General features: G+C 39.0%; 12 protein-coding genes. 4 read left to right on the forward strand and 8 right to left on the reverse strand.

Annotated features, from left to right (window positions below):
* Nucleotides 1-101: 101 nt before the first annotated feature.
* The 3 genes from kdpB (at nt 102) to QE450_RS07325 (ending at nt 5124) form a co-directional block, all read left to right on the forward strand.
* Nucleotides 102-2129 carry a potassium-transporting ATPase subunit KdpB gene (kdpB, locus tag QE450_RS07315; RefSeq protein WP_273616034.1) on the forward strand — a complete coding sequence of 676 codons (2028 nt, stop codon included), beginning with the start codon at nt 102-104 and terminating at the stop codon, nt 2127-2129.
* Between the two features lie 80 nt (nt 2130-2209).
* Nucleotides 2210-2785: a potassium-transporting ATPase subunit KdpC gene (kdpC, locus tag QE450_RS07320; RefSeq protein WP_307298133.1), complete on the forward strand. Its 576-nt coding sequence runs from the start codon at nt 2210-2212 to the stop codon at nt 2783-2785.
* Nucleotides 2782-5124, forward strand: coding sequence for a histidine kinase (locus QE450_RS07325; protein WP_307298134.1), 2343 nt, complete (start codon nt 2782-2784; stop codon nt 5122-5124). Before kdpC ends, QE450_RS07325 begins: the two co-directional genes overlap by 4 nt.
* 65 nt (nt 5125-5189) lie before the next feature.
* On the opposite strand, the gene QE450_RS07330 is transcribed toward QE450_RS07325, so the two are convergent.
* From QE450_RS07330 to QE450_RS07360, 7 genes are all read right to left on the reverse strand, one after another.
* On the reverse strand, nt 5190-6104 hold the full coding sequence (locus QE450_RS07330; protein WP_307298135.1) for a DUF4097 family beta strand repeat-containing protein: 915 nt from the start codon (nt 6102-6104) through the stop codon (nt 5190-5192).
* Between the two features lie 259 nt (nt 6105-6363).
* Nucleotides 6364-7440, reverse strand: coding sequence for a family 10 glycosylhydrolase (locus tag QE450_RS07335; protein WP_307298137.1), 1077 nt, complete (start codon nt 7438-7440; stop codon nt 6364-6366).
* A 595-nt stretch (nt 7441-8035) separates the two neighbouring features.
* A complete protein-coding gene (locus QE450_RS07340) occupies nt 8036-8359 on the reverse strand; it encodes a DUF3219 family protein (protein ID WP_273616039.1) in 324 nt (107 codons plus the stop codon).
* Between the two features lie 31 nt (nt 8360-8390).
* Entirely contained in the window at nt 8391-8939 is a 549-nt protein-coding gene (locus tag QE450_RS07345; protein ID WP_307298140.1) for a phage tail protein, read from the reverse strand.
* Nucleotides 8940-9010: 71 nt separating this feature from the next.
* Nucleotides 9011-9529 (reverse strand): phage tail protein, encoded by a 519-nt coding sequence (locus QE450_RS07350; RefSeq protein WP_307298142.1) that lies wholly within the window; start codon nt 9527-9529, stop codon nt 9011-9013.
* A gap of 25 nt (nt 9530-9554) precedes the next feature.
* Nucleotides 9555-10073, reverse strand: a complete 519-nt coding sequence (locus tag QE450_RS07355) for a phage tail protein (protein WP_307298144.1) — start codon at nt 10071-10073, stop codon at nt 9555-9557.
* 23 nt (nt 10074-10096) lie between these two features.
* On the reverse strand, nt 10097-10582 hold the full coding sequence (locus QE450_RS07360; protein ID WP_307298146.1) for a GNAT family N-acetyltransferase: 486 nt from the start codon (nt 10580-10582) through the stop codon (nt 10097-10099).
* 252 nt (nt 10583-10834) lie between these two features.
* Here QE450_RS07360 and QE450_RS07365 point away from each other — a divergent pair, with 252 nt between their 5' ends.
* A complete protein-coding gene (locus QE450_RS07365; RefSeq protein WP_307298148.1) occupies nt 10835-15454 on the forward strand; it encodes a cadherin-like beta sandwich domain-containing protein in 4620 nt (1539 codons plus the stop codon).
* Nucleotides 15455-15668: 214 nt separating this feature from the next.
* Here QE450_RS07365 and thrS read toward each other — a convergent pair whose 3' ends face one another.
* Complete coding sequence (gene thrS, locus QE450_RS07370) at nt 15669-17585, reverse strand: threonine--tRNA ligase (protein ID WP_307298150.1); 1917 nt, start codon at nt 17583-17585, stop codon at nt 15669-15671.
* Nucleotides 17586-18087 lie beyond the last annotated feature (502 nt).

The following is an 18087-nucleotide window of genomic DNA, read 5'->3' on the forward strand; positions in this document are numbered from 1 at the left end:
TGTAAGATGAGAAAAATAAATGATTGTTACACAATGAGTTATAGATAGAATTCGAATATATAGCATTTATACAGATAAGTGCTAAGTGGAGGAACAATGTAATGAAAAGTAAATCATCAATGATGAGCCGGGACTTGATCTCCAAAGCGTTACAACAATCTGTGATCAAATTAAATCCTAAACTGATGGCACGTAATCCAGTAATGTTTGTAGTTGAAGTCGGTTTAATTATCAGTTTATTACTCATTTTTGTACCGAATGCTTTTGGCGAATCGGTTTCAACAGGATTCAATATAGCAGTAGCCATTATTTTGTTATTCACGATACTTTTTGCGAACTTTGCTGAAGCATTAGCAGAAGGTCGAGGCAAAGCACAAGCAGACTCGATGAAAAATACGCAAAAAGAAATTATTGCAAATCGAATCGAAGGTGAGCAAGTAGTAGCTGTATCATCTACACAACTTCGTAAAGGTGATGTTGTCAAAGTCGTACAGGGTGAAATGATTCCCGGCGATGGTGAAGTAATTAAAGGTCTTGCTTCCGTCGATGAATCTGCGATTACAGGTGAATCTGCTCCAGTTATTAAAGAAGCTGGTGGAGACTTTAGTTCTGTAACGGGTGGAACGATGGTAATTAGTGATGAGATCATTGTTCGTATTACAAGCGATCCAGGTGAATCATTTATGGATCGAATGATTAGTCTAGTCGAAGGAGCAGAACGACAGAAGACACCTAATGAAATTGCGTTAAACACAGTATTGATAAGCTTAACAATTATCTTTTTGATGGTTGTAGTAACACTTCCTTTTATGGCAAGCTATTTAAATATTGTTCTTTCAGTTCCGGTATTGATTGCTTTGCTAGTCTGTTTGATCCCAACAACAATCGGTGGATTGTTGTCTGCTATCGGGATCGCCGGGATGGATCGGGTAACACGTTTTAATGTGTTGGCGATGTCTGGTAAAGCGGTTGAAGCTTCAGGTGATATCAATACGATTATTTTAGATAAAACAGGTACGATCACGTATGGTAACCGGATGGCTAGTGAGTTTGTACCTACAGAAGGTCATTCACCACAAGAAGTCGGCGAATGGGCAGCAGTTAGTTCTGCTTTTGACGAGACACCTGAAGGACGTTCTGTTTTAGAATTGATGAAAAAGCAAAATTGGGAATATTCTCAATCATTAAGTGAAGGTGCTGAAATTATAGAGTTTCGCGCCGAGACACGGATGAGTGGATTGGATCTGGCAGATGGACGTAAAGTGCGTAAAGGTGCTGTTGATGCGATTAAAAAATGGGTCAGTTCTCAAGGTGGAAATATTCCTAGTAACCTGCAAGCGAATAATGATGCTATTGCTTCTGCCGGAGGAACCCCGCTTGCTGTTGCTGTAGATCAGGAGATTTATGGATTGATTTACCTCAAAGATACGGTTAAAGCCGGAATGAAAGAACGGTTCGAACAAATGCGTAGTATGGGTATCAAAACGATTATGTGTACAGGTGATAATCCATTAACAGCAGCAACAATCGCCAAAGAAGCTGGAGTAGATGATTATATTGCTGAAAGTACACCAGAAGACAAAATAGCTGTTATTCGCCGCGAACAAGCAGAAGGTAAATTGGTTGCGATGACAGGAGACGGTACCAATGATGCTCCCGCACTTGCACAAGCGGATGTAGGGATTGCGATGAATAGTGGTACAGTAGCTGCCAAAGAAGCAGCCAATATGATCGATCTGGATTCCGACCCTTCCAAAATTATCGAAGTGGTCGCGATTGGTAAACAGCTATTGATGACACGGGGTAGCTTAACAACATTCAGTATCGCTAACGATATTGCTAAATATTTTGCAATCATTCCAGCGATGTTTATGGTAGCTATTCCGCAGATGCAAGTATTGAATATTATGAATCTACATTCACCTATGTCTGCTATTTTATCTGCGCTGATCTTTAATGCAATTATTATTCCGATTCTGATTCCATTAGCGATGAAAGGTGTCGCTTATAAACCAATGAGCTCGACCAAATTGTTACGTCGTAATTTGTTTATCTATGGATTCGGCGGTGTGGCAGTTCCGTTTGTCGGTATTAAATGTATTGATTTGATTATGCAGACTTTTTTATAAGCATACTTGTATACAGATGAAATGATGGCTTCTATCAATACCAATACGCTACTACTTAGAACCGAAGGGAAAGAACAGGTATGAAAACGGTATGGATCACTTTACGAACAAGCGTTATTTTATTTCTGCTCTGTTGTGTTGTCTATCAATTAGCAGTAACAGGAATTGCGCAAGCATTTATGTCCAAGCAAGCGGATGGCAGTCTTATTTATAATAGTAACAATCAAGTGGTTGGTTCAGCATTGGTCGGACAAGCATTCACTGAACCTCAATATTTTCAAGGACGGATATCAAGTATAGATTACAATGCAAATGGATCAGGATCGCCCAACTTTGCACCGTCTAATCCAGAATTACTGAAACGTCTCCAAGAATCTGTCAGCACATGGCAAAAGCAAAATCCAGATGTTCCTGTATCTTCATTACCTGTTGATCTGATTACCAATTCAGGGTCAGGACTTGATCCTGATATCAGCCCTGAAGCAGCGACTGCTCAGATACCAAGAATCAGTAATCTAACTGGGGTGTCCACAGATCAGCTCCAAACATTAGTTCAACAAAATACGATGTCTAGACAGTTGGGGATATTCGGCGAACCTGCTGTTAATGTACTAAAATTGAATATGGCTCTTCAACAAGAGTTGTCTAAATCATGAGTACTTTTCGCCGCAAAACGCCTGAAGAATTGTTACAAATGATCACCAAATTAAAGCAAGGACGTTTGAAGGTATATATCGGAGCTGTAAGTGGCTCCGGTAAAACGTACCATATGTTACGTGATGGTCAGATGCTTCGCCATGAAGGAATAGATGTTGTGATATGTGCAGTATCTACATTACAACGTCCGGAAACGATGCAACAATTAGGCGATCTAGAACGCATTCCAAGTATCCATTGGATCAAAGAAGATAAGCAAGGACAGACATGGGAACAAAAAGATTTGAATCTGGAAAAAATTATTGAGCGCAATCCAGAAGTGGTATTAGTGGATCATCTTGCTCATATGAATCGACCTGAAGCACAGCATCGGACACGCTGGGAAGATATTCGTTATTTATTAGAACATGGAATCAGTGTAATGGTTACCGTCAATGTGTATGAGCTGGAAGGTTCTGCTCAATTGGCACAGCAGTATATAGGTCGTGAAGTCGAATGTACTGTACCGTCAGATACACTACATCAAGCAGATGAAGTTCGCTTAATCGATGTTACCCCAGAAGTCATTTTGCAACGGTATTCTGCTGGTCTTTTGGATAACAGCAGTGATCGTGCTTTTTTTGAACGTGGAAATCTAGCCGTACTTCGTGAACTGGCATTACGTACTGTTGCTGAAGGGGTCGGTGGAACACTGGAAAAGCATCGTGCAGAACAGGGACTGACCGGCCCGACAGGAACAGCAGAACGCATTATGGTGTCTGTACAATATCACTGGAATGGATCGATTTATATTCGGCGTGGACAACAGATCGCGCGGCGTTTGAGTGGAGATTTGTTAGTGGTTTCTTTTCAAAATAAAGCACGCAAACTCAATCGTGAAGAAGAAACATTCAAACGTTCGATTCGTGAATTATCTACGCAAGTCGGAGGGGTATTTGAAGAAGTTGCGATGATCTCCAAACGCAGACTCCCAAGACAAGTGGTTCGTTATGCCAAAGAACATCAGGTTACGCGAATTGTGATGGGACATTCACGCCAAAATCGATGGCAAGAATGGATCAATCGCTCTGTTATTAATGGAGTTTTGTTAATGACACGTGATATTGATATTTTTTTGATGGCAGATCGTGCCGAGCAAGAAGGCGAACGTATTTTACCTGCTAAAACAACCAAATTACCTGCTATCAAAAAAGAAGATTCGTATCGCCGTTTACCTTCAGAAGAAATCGCCCGTCAAATCGATCATATTCGGCGCGGAACATTCAAAGTCTATGTAGGCGCTGCACCAGGAGTCGGCAAAACATACACTATGTTACGTGAAGGCAATGAATTACGTCGGCAAGGAATCGATGTAGTGATCGGATTACTTGAAACGCATGGACGGCAAGAGACCGCAGACCAAGCCGCATCTTTGCCTTTACTTTCCAGACAAATTATCAAATATGGCGATCATCATTTAGAAGAGTTAGATGTGGAGCAAATCATTGCACGCAATCCAGAAGTGGTGTTAGTGGATGAACTTGCTCATACGAATGTGCCAGGTAGTCGTAATAGCAAACGGTATGAAGATATTACAGAGTTACTAGCAGCAGGCATTTCCGTCATTTCTACTGTTAATATTCAACATCTTGAAAGTTTGAACGATGCTGTTGAACAAATCACTGGGATTCGTGTACGGGAGACAGTACCGGATTCGATTTTGCATTTGGCAGATGAAGTAGAGTTAATCGATGTAACACCACAGACGTTACGCCAGCGATTACAAGAAGGCAAAATCTATGCATCATCCAAAGTCGAACAAGCACTGAGTAACTTTTTTAAAATGGGAAATCTGATTGCATTGCGTGAATTGGCATTGCGAGAAGTAGCCGATGATGTCGATGAACGATTAGAATCGTGGGAACGCAAAGATTCATTACGTGGACCGTGGCAAAGAGAAGAAATTATTTTTGTAGGTGTCAAATTAGATCATGAAGCAGAGCGTCTTATTCGGCGAGGATTCCGTATTGCTTATCGGCTCAAAGCCAAATTGATTGTGTCGTATATTCATATCGGTAGCGAATTTTCGCTGGCAGGTGCAATAGCGGATAAAGCAGATAAATTACACCATTTAACAGTACGTCTAGGTGGAGAATTTGAGATTCAATATCAACCGCTACGTCAACGTCTGGCACAATCTATCGTAGAAGAAGCACAATCTCATCATGCAACACAGATGATTCTTGGACAGACAAGTACCCCACCTTGGAAAAGATGGGGCAGAGATTCGTTATTAAAAAAAGTATTACGACATGCACGCAATATGGATATTCTGGTGGTAGCCGATCGAGAAAGTTAATCGTAGCGATCGAGGCAGACATAACTAATTTGTAAATAATTTATCTATTATATAGTACTTGCTGGTTACTCGATCTCAATATCACCAGAAGAAGTATTTGCTTTGATCGTATAGGGGCTGTTAGTACTATTCGGTGGAACTTCAACATCACCTGAATTGGTATGTGCTTCATAAGAACCTTCAAATTGATGATTGGTATGAATCTCAATATCACCCGATTGAGCAGAAGCTTCTACATTGCGTGCTCCTTTTTGCAGAGTGATCAATATATCACCAGATTGTGAATTGATATGTCCTTCGCCACCTAATTGTTGAATTTCAATATCGCCTGAGCTGGCTGTAGTCGTTACATCTCCATCTAAGCGCTGTGCATAAATTTCACCAGAACCTGATGATAGTTGCAAAGTAGAACCTTGCCAGTGTTCTAAGCGAATATCGCCAGAGGACGTACTTAATTGAGTTGTTCCTTTTAAATCATAAGCTTTCACATCACCTGAACTGGTCTGGAGTTGTATATTGGTAGCTTCTACATTTTTGAGTGTTGTATGAGCAGAAGATACGTCCATAGTAAATTGTTGTAATTGAGCCGGATCGGTTAAAGCCACAGTGATATGTTGAATAGCAGGTGTAATATCAAAGTGAAAAAAGTTAAATCCAGAAGTTGCTTCTTCTAAAGAAAGTTGTAACGTATCATTCTGAATAGTAGTCTGTTGTAGTTGTTTCAAAATCGGGCGATCCAGCTTACCTTCAAATTGAACAGTATCTTTACCATTTGTACTTGCTACAAAATCCACCTGAACATCATAAGCCGAGTTAATATGTAATGTTTTCAATTGACCTACAGGTAATTCCCACATCTGTTTATGTACGATTGAATCTGGTTTACCACCTAAACCTAGATTATTAGCGCTCAAGCCAATAATACCAGCGATAATACAGATAAGACCAATAACGACACGTTTTTTGGTTCTTGTTTTCATATTTTTTTCCTCCACATTCTTTGTATTCTTTCCAATGCGTATAATAATTGTTAGGGAAAAGAATAACAATTATTTATAGTTAAACAATTACTTTCCATATTGATCCGATCATACAAATAGTACAGTACTCTTTATAGAACAGTCAAAGATTATACCTGTAAAAGATAAATATAACAAAGAGCAGAAAAAAACTCCCTATCCGTAGAAGGGAGTTCATTTTCATGTATATGATTGTAGTTATAGTATTTAAAAATGTAACTTAGTACGTATTGCGAACACCAACATTACTGAACATAGCGTCAGTCCATTGACCTTTTACTGCATAATTGACAGAAGTAACAGTTGGAGTGTTTGTACGCATACCATTGTAGATATTTTGTACATCAGCTGTATTTAATTCAATATTTAATGAAGGAATCACTGTTATCGCTGTTTTTTCTTCAGTAGTTGTTTTAGCATTTGGTATTGTTGTTGCTAATTTAGCTTCTGTTGCTTTGAGGATACCGTTGTTGCTGTATACCCAATCCGCAGAGTAACCTAAAGTTTGAAAATCAGCGATAGGAAGAATAAAGTCTACACTATCTTTGAATAATGAAATATCTTCGCTTGTACCTGTTAATGTAGGAGAAACAGTGAATACACCAAATGCTAGATCAGGTTTGATCGTTGCAATATCTTCATTAACATTTTGTACATAAGCTGCTAATTGTTCTGCTTTCCAAGTATTCCAAGTATTTAATTTGTTACTGTTGCTTTTCGTAAAATCAATCGTATCTGGATCAAATCCATTAGCAGATTGGAAAGCATTACGAGTAGAATTATTCATATCAACACGATCCGTATCAAAATCCAAACCGCTTAATACTACACCATCTACATTGTAATTAGTCACAACTTCTTTAATAATCGAACGTTCATAGGTTTGTACATCTGGCTCAAAAGGATTTACATAGTACGTACTTCCGTTATTACCAGTGTAAGCTGAAAATCTACCTTTATCATTGATCGTACGCATTTGCCAAGATGAGTTTTTATCAATAGCTGCTTTATCCTGGAACTGTGGTACAACAGCATTGACTTTGATGCCGTATTGGTGAGCTTCTTCGATCACATCAGCCAGTGCATCAAATTCAGTAAAACCAGTAGCTTCTTTAACTAATTCGCTGTTATAGAAAGCATAACCAGATGATCCATTAACATCACTATCTTGTTTGACAGTCATATTGATTACAGATACATGGTTACGTACTGCTTGTTTGATAAAAGCATCAACTGTTGCTGCATTTGTGAAGTTAGCTTCAGTTTGTACAGTAATTTCAGTTGTAAAAGGAGTCACAGGAGCGACAGCTTCTTCAGCACTAGCTGTAGATGCTTGCCAAGGGATAATTGTAAGAGCTAATAAAGCAGCAGATAAAAGAATAAGTAAGTTTTTTCATAATAATTTAGATCCTCTCTGAAATACATGTGTATTTTTGCTGAAAGTAAGTTATTGTCAGTTATAAATAATGAATAGCTTCTCAATTCAATTATTTTCCTATACGCTCTTATCTTTCGTAACTATACCATTATAATATGAATAACCGATGAACGACACCATGAGAAGTCTATGTCAATTGTCGCATTTAGACGAAAAACAGACATAAAGGTGAAAAACATTCTTTGTTTTCCATGAGAATAATGAATTTTAGCCAAAATTGAAACAATTTGATTAGGTATACTATATAATACGTAACCTACAGGTAAAAAGTTTCACATTTTAATGATATTTTCAAAATAGTTTTAAAAATGGTTACATCAGATCACAATAAGTTAGTTTGTACATATAAAAGAGAACATAAAGTACGCGCAAAAAAACCTTTATAAGTTGATCGAAGTCTATAAGCACTTCAATCCTTATAAAGGTTTTTGATAGTGAGACAATAGAACAACGCTTATTCTTGAATCTCGATCAGTTCCAAATGCACATTAACCGTATCTTCTTCTGTTGCAAGCTTAGGTACAGAAGTCGAATAGTTATGAATACTTCCTTTGAAATGAAGATCGTGAGAAGGCACTTTAACATCAAACGTCTGTCCGTATAAATGTGAAGTCACATCATGATACTCTTGATTACCTGTAATTACAAAATCAAAAGCGATCAGATGATGGGTCTTATCTTGAATAGAATGACTCACTTGCTCATATCGAAACTGCGAAGCGTTCAATTGCAAAGTGTCTAAATAGACAGGAATCGTTTCTGTAGAACGAATAGTCATGGTGTACCAATTCCTTTCTAATTTTTAAAAATTAAGGTTTAATAGGATATTCTCCATTACAACAGATAATAAAGTTGAGTGCTAAAAAAGGTTGCATATTATTGTGAGGTTGATTGCCACCTGTATATTGTACCATAAGTGGATCCATAGGAACTGTAGAATTAGGTACACCGTACAGATTGATTTGTGTCTGAGAAGGACCTACTTTTGGAGATTGCGACCAAAGAGCATTACTTGGAGAATTAGTATTGCCTGGAATAGCTTTGGCTTGTGGGATATGAATATGTGCAGGTATTTGCGGCGCTGTTAATGTGACTTTTTCTGTGCCTGCTGTGCTTGCAATAGGATGGGGAGTTAAGGCTGGATTAGTACCTGTACCTTGGTGCATAGGCACATTACCTTGTAGATTAGGTAATTTGAATGTATTCGAGCTTGTTCCTGCACCATAAGTAGTTCCAATAACACTAAAAAGTAGATTATAATTCATTACATTCAATTCTTGTCCTTGACAAAAAAGCCAGTCTTGGGGTGCAAAATTTCCAGCAAACATTCGAATTTCGCCTACAAATGGATCAGCCATAAGAGATACCTCCATTAATAATATAATGATTGCTTGTATTACACCTATAGATATGAAACGTTCTATCCCTATTAAGGACGAGGTGGATAAAGGCCGGTAGTGGCAATACAGATGGTCAGTGCCAAATAAGGTTGCATATTGTTATGACCTGCACCTGTACCTGCATCACTAAGAGCATTAGGCGCTAATGTTACGGGTGTTGCACCTGTAGAAGGCTTGTAAGTATTTGGTGCTGGTGTTGACCAAGCATTACTTGTTGGTGTTTTGGAAGAGGCAGTTGCAGAAGATGCTTTTATATTATGATTATGTTGAGGCATTTCAGTAACAGTAAGTGGATGATTGGCTTCTCCAGCTTTTTGACCTAATGCATAGGTTGTTCCAGATGCCGCAACTCCTGTTCCAAGTGGAACTTGTCCCTGTAAATTAGGTACAGCAAATGTCGTCCTTCCATCTCCGCCATATGTTTGTCCCAATAATGAAAATAGAGCAGCATTCTGATTGATAGGTAATATTTGTCCATTACAAGCTAGCCATCCTTTAGGAATAAAACCATAAGGAAATATTCGAAGTTCACCTACAAATGGTTCCATAGCATAATCCTCCTCAAATCGTGAATTAGGGTCTTGGTGGATATATTCCAACTAAACTGATAATGAATGAAATAGTGAGGGAAGGCATCATATTATTATGTGCTTGACCGCCAATGTTACTAGAAATGGCTGTTGAATCCATAGACGTTAAATCAGTTGTCGTGACATTAGAGTAGAGATTACTTGCTGTTGAAGCCCATGTATTATTAGCAGGTGTATTGACTGTAGCCGTATCGGATGTGGCTTTGACGAGGTGAGTATGTGCGGGTAATTCACTCGTTTGTAAAGTATTTGTTTCTGAACCTGATTTTTGCCCTAAAGTATAAGCAATACCCGAATTTGTCCCAATATGAATAGGTAGACGACCGCGTAAATCAGGCACAGCAAAATTAGTCTGTCCATCTCCACCATAAGTGTTTCCTAATAATGTAAATAAAGCTTGATATTCATTGATGCTAAGTAATTGTCCATCACAAAAAGCCCAATTTTCAGGTGCATAATTGCCAGCAAACATTCTTATTTCTCCTATAAAAGCTTCACTCATTGTATTCACTCCTAGCATTTAGATTAGGAAGATAGAGTTGATTGAAAAGAGGACGGCATCCATTCCATAGATACATACACTTGATCGGATTGATACGTTTTGAATTCTAACCGTTCGTATAACCGTTGTGCAGGATTACCGATAGCTACTTGTAAACGAAGAGGAATTTTTTGTTGTTGTGCTTCTAGTTGTAATTGTTTGAAAAGAAGTGTGCCTATACCTAGATTGCGGAAGTTTGAGGAGATTAAAATATCAATTATGTGTATTTCTTGAGATGTGTAATCGATCATACAAGAACCTACAGCTTGTTCTTCATACCAAATAACAAATGTGTTCAGGTTAGGAAAGCTATGAAGATAACTTTGATTTTTGGAATTCCATTGCATAGAGATAATACTGTTTTTAAAGTGAGAATCTACATTTTCTAAGCCTAATTCTGCTGTTTTCTGTGCTTCAAATAATTCAAACAAAAAGCTCGCATCCTGCTCAGTTGCGGCTTTTAAAGGCATACGTTGATCGCTCCTTTCTCAAATATATCCTCATTCTAATCAATATTTCAATAATATTCCACTAAATACAAAATATATTTATTGTTTTCGATGAAAAGCTATTCTTTTTTTCTCAGAAATAAACTATGTTATATGTAATATTATTTATTTTATTCTATTTATACCATTAGTATTTAAAATTTACAGATAGAAGGGGGTAAAACTTTGATAAAATCTATTTATTTTAACAGGTATAAAAGATTTTTCTGTACAATGTTGTCCTTCATTTTAGTACTAACCTCTACAGGATGGTCAGGTCATAATGTAGCTTCTGCTGCTACGACATGGACAACAGCAACATCTAATACAACTCAACCGATTTATAAAGTAGCCTATGGAAATGGAATGTGGGTAGGTGCGGCTGAAGGTGGTAAAGTGGTAACTTCTACTGACGGATCTACCTGGACAGAACGGACAGTAGATACTGCTACAACCCCATATGCTCAATCTTTCTTAAATGTTACGTACGGAGGAGGAAAATGGGTAGTTGTTGGGAATGAAGGTCATGTTTTCACTTCAAATGACGGGATAAATTGGACAAACAACAGTATTAATACAGCTAATAATTTGAGCGCAGTCGTATATGCTAATTCAACATATGTTATTGGTGCTAATAGTGGGAATATTTATTATTCTTCGGACGCTGTCACATGGACGAATACCAAGCCTGCTTCAGATGATTTTTTAGGAGTTGCTTATGGTAACAGCATTTTTGTAGCCGTAGGTGCGAATGGAATAGCGTATAGTTCGCCAGATGGTACCACTTGGACAAATAGAGGACCTATTGCAGGAAGTAGCTCTGTATATTCTGTCAGATTTTTAAACGGTTCTTTTTACGCAACATCAGATGGAAAAATAGTAACTTCTACGAACGGTACAAGTTGGAATGCTCCTCAAACGATTTCTGGAGCATCTGGAACTGTTTTGTATGATATTACTTATAGTACTGGTAAATACGTAATTGTTGGAGATCTAGATGGGAATTTTACCAACGGAGTTATTTTGACTTCGAGTAATGGTACATCATGGACTACGGAAACGCCAAATTCAACGCCCGTTTTGTATGGAGTTACATCAACTAGCAATCAATTTACAGCAGTAGGTGATTCGGGAGCTATTAGAACACAGTCTATTGCAGCTGCAAGTACGAATGCGAATCTAAGCGCATTGTCAATAAGCTCGGGAACACTGTCTCCAACATTCGCCTCAGGAACAACAAGTTATACAGCAAGTGTGGCTAATGCAACAACAAGTCTTACCGTAACTCCAACAGTAGCAGATAGTACAGCAAGTGTGAAAGTTAACGGAGTCACCGTAACCAGTGGAACTGCATCAGGAGCGATTGCGCTGGCTGTAGGATCTAATACCATCACTACTGTAGTTACTGCTCAGGATGGGACAACGACTAAAACGTATACCATTACTGTTACTCGAGCAGGCAGCAGTAATGCAGATCTAAGCGCATTGTCATTAAGTGCAGGAACACTGTCTCCTGCTTTTGCTTCAGGAACAACCAATTACACCGCTAGTGTGGGTAATGCAACAACAAGTCTTACCGTAACTCCAACAGTAGCAGATGGTACGGCAAGTGTGAAAGTTAACGGAGTCACCGTAACCAGTGGAAATGCGTCGGGAGCGATTCCACTAAACGTAGGATCTAATACCATCACAACAGTTGTAACAGCGCAAAACAATACAACTAAAACATACACAATTACTGTTACTCGATCAGCAAGTAGTAATGCAAATTTGAGCGGATTGTCATTAAGTGCAGGAACACTATCTCCAACATTCGCCTCAGGAACAACGAGTTACACAGCAAGTGTCTCTAATGCAACAACAAGTCTTACCGTAACTCCAACGGTAGCAGATAGTACAGCAAGTGTGACAGTCAATGGAGTTGCAGTAAGCAGTGGAACTGCATCAGGAGCGATTGCGCTGGCTGTAGGATCTAATACCATTACTACTGTAGTTACTGCTCAGGATGCAACAACTCGCACATATACACTTACAGTCACTAGAGAAGCTGCAACGAATAATGCTAATCTAGCGAATATCTTAATTAGTGTAGGAACACTATCTCCAGCATTTGATACTACTATTACTGCGTATAATGCTTCTGTTACTGCAACAACAAGTAGTATAGATATCACGCCAACGACACAAGACATCAATGCTACAGTGAAAATCAATGGAAATAATGTTTCAAGTGGAAATACATCATCAGTAAATCTTGCTGTGGGAGTGAATACAGTAGCGATTGAAGTGACTGCACAAGACGGTTCGATCAAAACTTATAGGATCGATATTCAACGTCCACAAAATGCTAACTTGAGCAATTTAACGATTAGTGAAGGAACATTAAACCCTGTATTTAATACAAATACAAAATCATATACCGCCACAGTCAATTATTCATCTTCGACGATACAAGTGACACCAACAGCTATCTCTACACCTCAAGCAATCACTGTAGCAGGTATAGAAGCAACTAGCGCAAGTCCAACTACTGTTGCATTAGCTGTAGGAAGCAATACGGTTCCTATAGTTATTACAATGGGAGATGGATCAACTCAAACGTATACAATTACAATTACACGTAACAATATTAGTGATGATGATGCTGTTGATGAAGCGTACAATGCTTTGGTGATTGGTTATGCAGCAGGAGATAGTGCTAGTTCAGTGACTCAAAATCTGACTCTGGCTTTAACAGGAACGAATGGAACGATCATCAATTGGAATAGTAGCAATCCAAGTATTATACAAAACAACGGAACAGTAACACGTCCATCTTATCCTAATCCAGATACTACTATTACTCTAAATGCTGTGATTCAGAAAAATACAGCTTTGTCGATTAAAACGTTTACTGTAGTCGTCAAAGCACTTCCTATTACTGATGCACAAGCAGTTGAAGCAGATATACAAACACTACAAGTACAGTATGCCAATGGAGATAATGCAGATTCAGTAACCCAAAATGTTGGACTTGCTCAAGCAGGAAGCAACAATACGGTGATTACATGGGAATCAAGCAATCCACAACGAGTAAGTTCTACAGGTACAGTGACACGTAGCACATATAGTGAAGGCGATCAGACTGTTCGCTTAACTGCTCAAGTGACACGTGGAATCGTTACAGATACCAAAACGTTTGATCTGATCCTCAAAGCCAAATCTGCTTCAAGCGGAAGTAACCTCAAAGGGCTCACTGTCAATGGACTTGTATTGAGTCCAGCATTTAACCCAGAGATCAATAATTATAATATGAGTGTAAATAACTCCACGAGTACAGTGACAGTGACAGCATCGGTGTATGATCCAGAGGCAACGATAACTGTAAATGGTAAAACACTTGCAGATGCTGGGACATCGGATCCAATCGCTTTGTCTGTAGGAGATAATGTCATTACCATTATCGTCACTGCTCAAAATGGTGCTACACAAACGTATACAATTACAATCAAACGTGATAAAAAATCTGACTCTGGTTCAGGTGGCGGTGGATCAGGCAATAATGATGATCCTAGTACCCCGGGTACAACGCCAGGCACGACAGAGCCGACTACACCAAGTACACCCGCAACAGATGGGTTTGAGATTATCGTCAATGGACGACAAATTGAACAAATTGCTACAGGTGTATTAGAACAACAAAATGGTCAATCTGTTTTTACAGCAACAGTGGATACAGACAAATTAGGTAATCTATTAGCAAATGAAGGCAATGCTCCACAGGTTATTATTCCAGTCAAAGCAAGTGCAGATAAAGTGAATACAGTACTGACCGGAGAAGCTGTACAGATTCTTGCAGGTGCACAAGCAACGTTACGAATTGAGACCGTTCTAGGTAATTACACATTACCTTCAACTCAATTACGTATTCAACAATTAGCAGGAGAGCTAGGCAATAATGCTTCTTCAGCACAATTGCAAGTGAATGTCACAATTACGCGTAGTACCGATGCTATCCTAACAGCGTTGAATAATCGTGCAAGTCGGGATGGATTCACAGTGGCGATGGCTCCAGTAGATTTCAATATCACAGCTTCTTACAATAATCAGGTTTCAACTGTCAATGAATTTACCACTTATGTCAAACGCGAATTACCAATTCCAGCCGATTATGATCCGAATCGAATTACAACCGCAGTCGTTGTAGATGCACAAGGAAATATACACCATGTGCCTACTGCTGTCGCTCAACAAGGTAATGCTTATTATGCAGTTGTAAACAGCTTGACCAATAGTAATTACGGTCTGATCTGGAATCCGAAAGAATTCCCTGACGTAGCTAATCACTGGTCGAAATCAGCTGTAAACGATATGGCTTCACGTTTGGTCGTGAACGGAGTCGATTCAACACACTTTAATCCAAATAGTAATGTGACCAGAGCAGAATTTGCAGCTATTCTAGTACGTGCTCTAGGTCTATCCGACACAGGTACATCTTCCAAATTCTCAGATGTATCGACATCCGATTGGTATATGGGAGCTGTAACGGTAGCCAATAAATACAATTTGATCGATGGATATGAAAATGGTACATTCCGTCCTAATCAAACCATTTCTCGTCAGGAAGCGTTTGTGATTCTGAATCGTGCAATAGCGATCGTCAAATTGCAACAAGCGACAGGCAGTACTACTACATTGAGCAGTTATTCTGATCAACGTAAAGTGGCTACCTGGGCGCAGACTGCAACACAAGCAGTCTTGTCATCTGGCGTCGTTCAAGGTAATGGTAAATTGCTGAATCCAACCGGTCAAATGAGTAGAGCAGAGACAGCTACCGTGATGCAACGCCTACTGAAATTAGCCAAATTGATCTAAATAGTATAGGTAATCAGGAAGTAAATGCACTACCATAGATACCAAAAAGAATCCTTTAGGCGATATGCCAAAGGATTCTTTTTGTAACCATATATAGATAAGAGGAATGAAAAGAGTCAATAGAAACTTGTACGGTGTTGGTACTAACAGAACTTAATTACAAGCACATAATAATCTTCGATATCTCTTGATGATAGGTGTATCCTATCTTAGTTTACGAAGACTTAGCACTGTTTTGCTCAGCAACTTTTGAAATAATTTCTTCTATAGAAAGAACACCTAGATCTGCACCACCATGCTGACGAACAGAAGCGCTATGAGCATTTTTCTCATTTTCACCCACAACTAAGATGTAAGGTACTTTTTCCATTTGAGCTTCACGCATTTTGTACCCTAACTTTTCGTTACGGATATCGATCTGCACACGAATCCCGACTTGCATTAATTGTTGCTTCACCTGTAATGCATAATCAATGTAATGTTCAGATACAGGTAACAACTTGATCTGTACAGGAGCTAACCAGACAGGGAAAGCACCGGAATAGTGCTCTGTTAGAATACCTAGAAAACGATCGATCGAACCGTAGATCGCGCGGTGAATAACAACCGGACGATGCTTGAGATTGTCTTCACCGATATAAGTAAGATCGAATTTTTCAGGCATTTGAAAATCAAGCTGGATTGTACCGCATTGCCAGCTACGCTTGAGCGCATCTAGGATATGAAAATCAATTTTAGGTCCATAGAAAGCACCATCGCCTTCATTTAATACATATTCAATTCCACGATGATCGAGAACATTACGTAATGCTTGTTCCGCCTGATCCCACAACTCATCTGCACCCATATAATCTGCTGGACGAGTCGATAATTCGATTTTGTATTCAAATCCAAATACTTTATACATATCATCGAGAAGTGTCATTGCCTGATTGATCTCATCTTCAATCTGATGAGGCATAGCATAGATATGAGCATCATCCTGACAGAAAGTGCGTACACGCATCATACCGTTAAGCGCACCGGAGAACTCGTGCCGATGCACCTGACCGAACTCCATCATGCGAATAGGCAGTTCACGATAAGAATGAAGATCGTTTTTATAGATCAACATATGTCCGGGACAGTTCATCGGTTTGAGTGCAAAAGCTTCAGCATCAACAGGAGCAAAATACATATTATCTTTGTAATGATCCCAGTGACCGGATTGTTCCCAAAGTCGTTGATTCATCATGAGAGGTGTACGCACTTCTTGATATCCATTTTTCAATTGCATCTCACGTGAAAAGTTCTCCAGTTCTGTCCGCAAAGCCATTCCTTTAGGCAAGTAAAACGGCATACCTGGTGCTTCTTCTGAAAACATAAACAAATCGAGTTCTTTGCCTAATTTGCGGTGATCACGTTTTTTGGCTTCTTCTAACATATGAAGATATTCGTCTAATTGAGCTTTTTTCGGAAAAGCTGTGCCATAGATACGCTGTAGCATTTTCTGATTGGAATCACCACGCCAGTATGCGCCGGCAACATGTAACAATTTGAAAAATTTGATTTTGCCAGTAGAAGGAAGATGAGGCCCACGACAAAGATCGAAAAATTCGCCTTGCTTATAGATTGAAATTTCTGCATCTAGCGGTAGATCGTGAATTAGTTCTAATTTATAAGGATCATGGATGTCTGTAAAAATAGCTATCGCTTCTGCACGACTAACGACTTTACGGACAATAGGGAGGTTCTCGTTGATAATCTTGTGCATTTCTTTTTGAATTTCACTTAATTGTTCTACAGATAATGGATTAGCTATATCAATATCATAATAAAATCCATCTGCAATTACAGGGCCGATCCCAAGCTTTACTTGTTGATCGCCGTATAGACGTTTGATCGCTTGCGCCATTAGGTGAGCAGTACTATGACGATAAATAGCCAAACCTTCTGGATCATCCAGAGTAATAATCTCGGCAGTGCTGTCTTGGTCAATAACAGCGCTCAGATCAACCAGCTTGTTGTTGATCTTACCTGCGATGGCTTGCTTGCCTAGACTTGTACTGATGGAAGATGCCAATCCAGCGATAGATAGGGGTGAATCGACAGAACGGATCGAGCCGTCTGGTAAAGAAATGTGAATAACCATAATAGATTCCTCCAACGAATTAGAATGTAAGCGCAAAAAAGCACACTGTCCCAGAAAGGGACGAGTGCGCTTGGCTCGTGGTTCCACCCTAATTTGACCTCTCTGTAGAAATAGCTAAAGACGCTATAATCATGCAGAGAACAGTCCTCATTGGAATCCATTAACGGGGATTAGGCGGTACGATCTAATAAGATAATCACAATGTATTATCGGTTCAATCATACGGCTACAAAGGGGTAATTGCACATTTGTCGACTGAAAAAGCTCTCAGCAATCGCTTTTCTCTCTGGGCAGCGCATAACGTGAATCATGTCTTTGGTCAAAGCCTGATATAAGTTGGGATGTGTTATTGATTCCTGATTATAGGAGTGTAATCGTAAAAGGTCAAGCAGAAAATAATAAATATAATTATATAAGAATAATCTAACCTATATTATGGATGCACTTAAAAAAGTATAAATATAGAATGATAATTTCTATACATGAAAAATTCATAATAATG

The organism is Paenibacillus sp. SORGH_AS_0306 (genome assembly GCF_030819345.1).
Classification (GTDB): Bacteria; Bacillota; Bacilli; order Paenibacillales; family Paenibacillaceae; genus Saccharibacillus; species Saccharibacillus kyungheensis.

What these genes read in the sequence shown, in the direction of transcription:
- QE450_RS07365 (WP_307298148.1), top strand. Translation starts at nt 10,835, where the DNA reads ATGTTGTCCTTCATTTTAGTACTAACCTCTACAGGATGGTCAGGTCAT.
- QE450_RS07350 (WP_307298142.1), bottom strand. Translation starts at nt 9,529, where the DNA reads ATGGAACCATTTGTAGGTGAACTTCGAATATTTCCTTATGGTTTTATT.
- QE450_RS07360 (WP_307298146.1), bottom strand. Translation starts at nt 10,582, where the DNA reads ATGCCTTTAAAAGCCGCAACTGAGCAGGATGCGAGCTTTTTGTTTGAA.
- QE450_RS07325 (WP_307298134.1), top strand. Translation starts at nt 2,782, where the DNA reads ATGAGTACTTTTCGCCGCAAAACGCCTGAAGAATTGTTACAAATGATC.
- QE450_RS07345 (WP_307298140.1), bottom strand. Translation starts at nt 8,939, where the DNA reads ATGGCTGATCCATTTGTAGGCGAAATTCGAATGTTTGCTGGAAATTTT.
- thrS (WP_307298150.1), bottom strand. Translation starts at nt 17,585, where the DNA reads ATGGTTATTCACATTTCTTTACCAGACGGCTCGATCCGTTCTGTCGAT.
- QE450_RS07340 (WP_273616039.1), bottom strand. Translation starts at nt 8,359, where the DNA reads ATGACTATTCGTTCTACAGAAACGATTCCTGTCTATTTAGACACTTTG.
- kdpC (WP_307298133.1), top strand. Translation starts at nt 2,210, where the DNA reads ATGAAAACGGTATGGATCACTTTACGAACAAGCGTTATTTTATTTCTG.
- QE450_RS07330 (WP_307298135.1), bottom strand. Translation starts at nt 6,104, where the DNA reads ATGAAAACAAGAACCAAAAAACGTGTCGTTATTGGTCTTATCTGTATT.
- QE450_RS07355 (WP_307298144.1), bottom strand. Translation starts at nt 10,073, where the DNA reads ATGAGTGAAGCTTTTATAGGAGAAATAAGAATGTTTGCTGGCAATTAT.
- kdpB (WP_273616034.1), top strand. Translation starts at nt 102, where the DNA reads ATGAAAAGTAAATCATCAATGATGAGCCGGGACTTGATCTCCAAAGCG.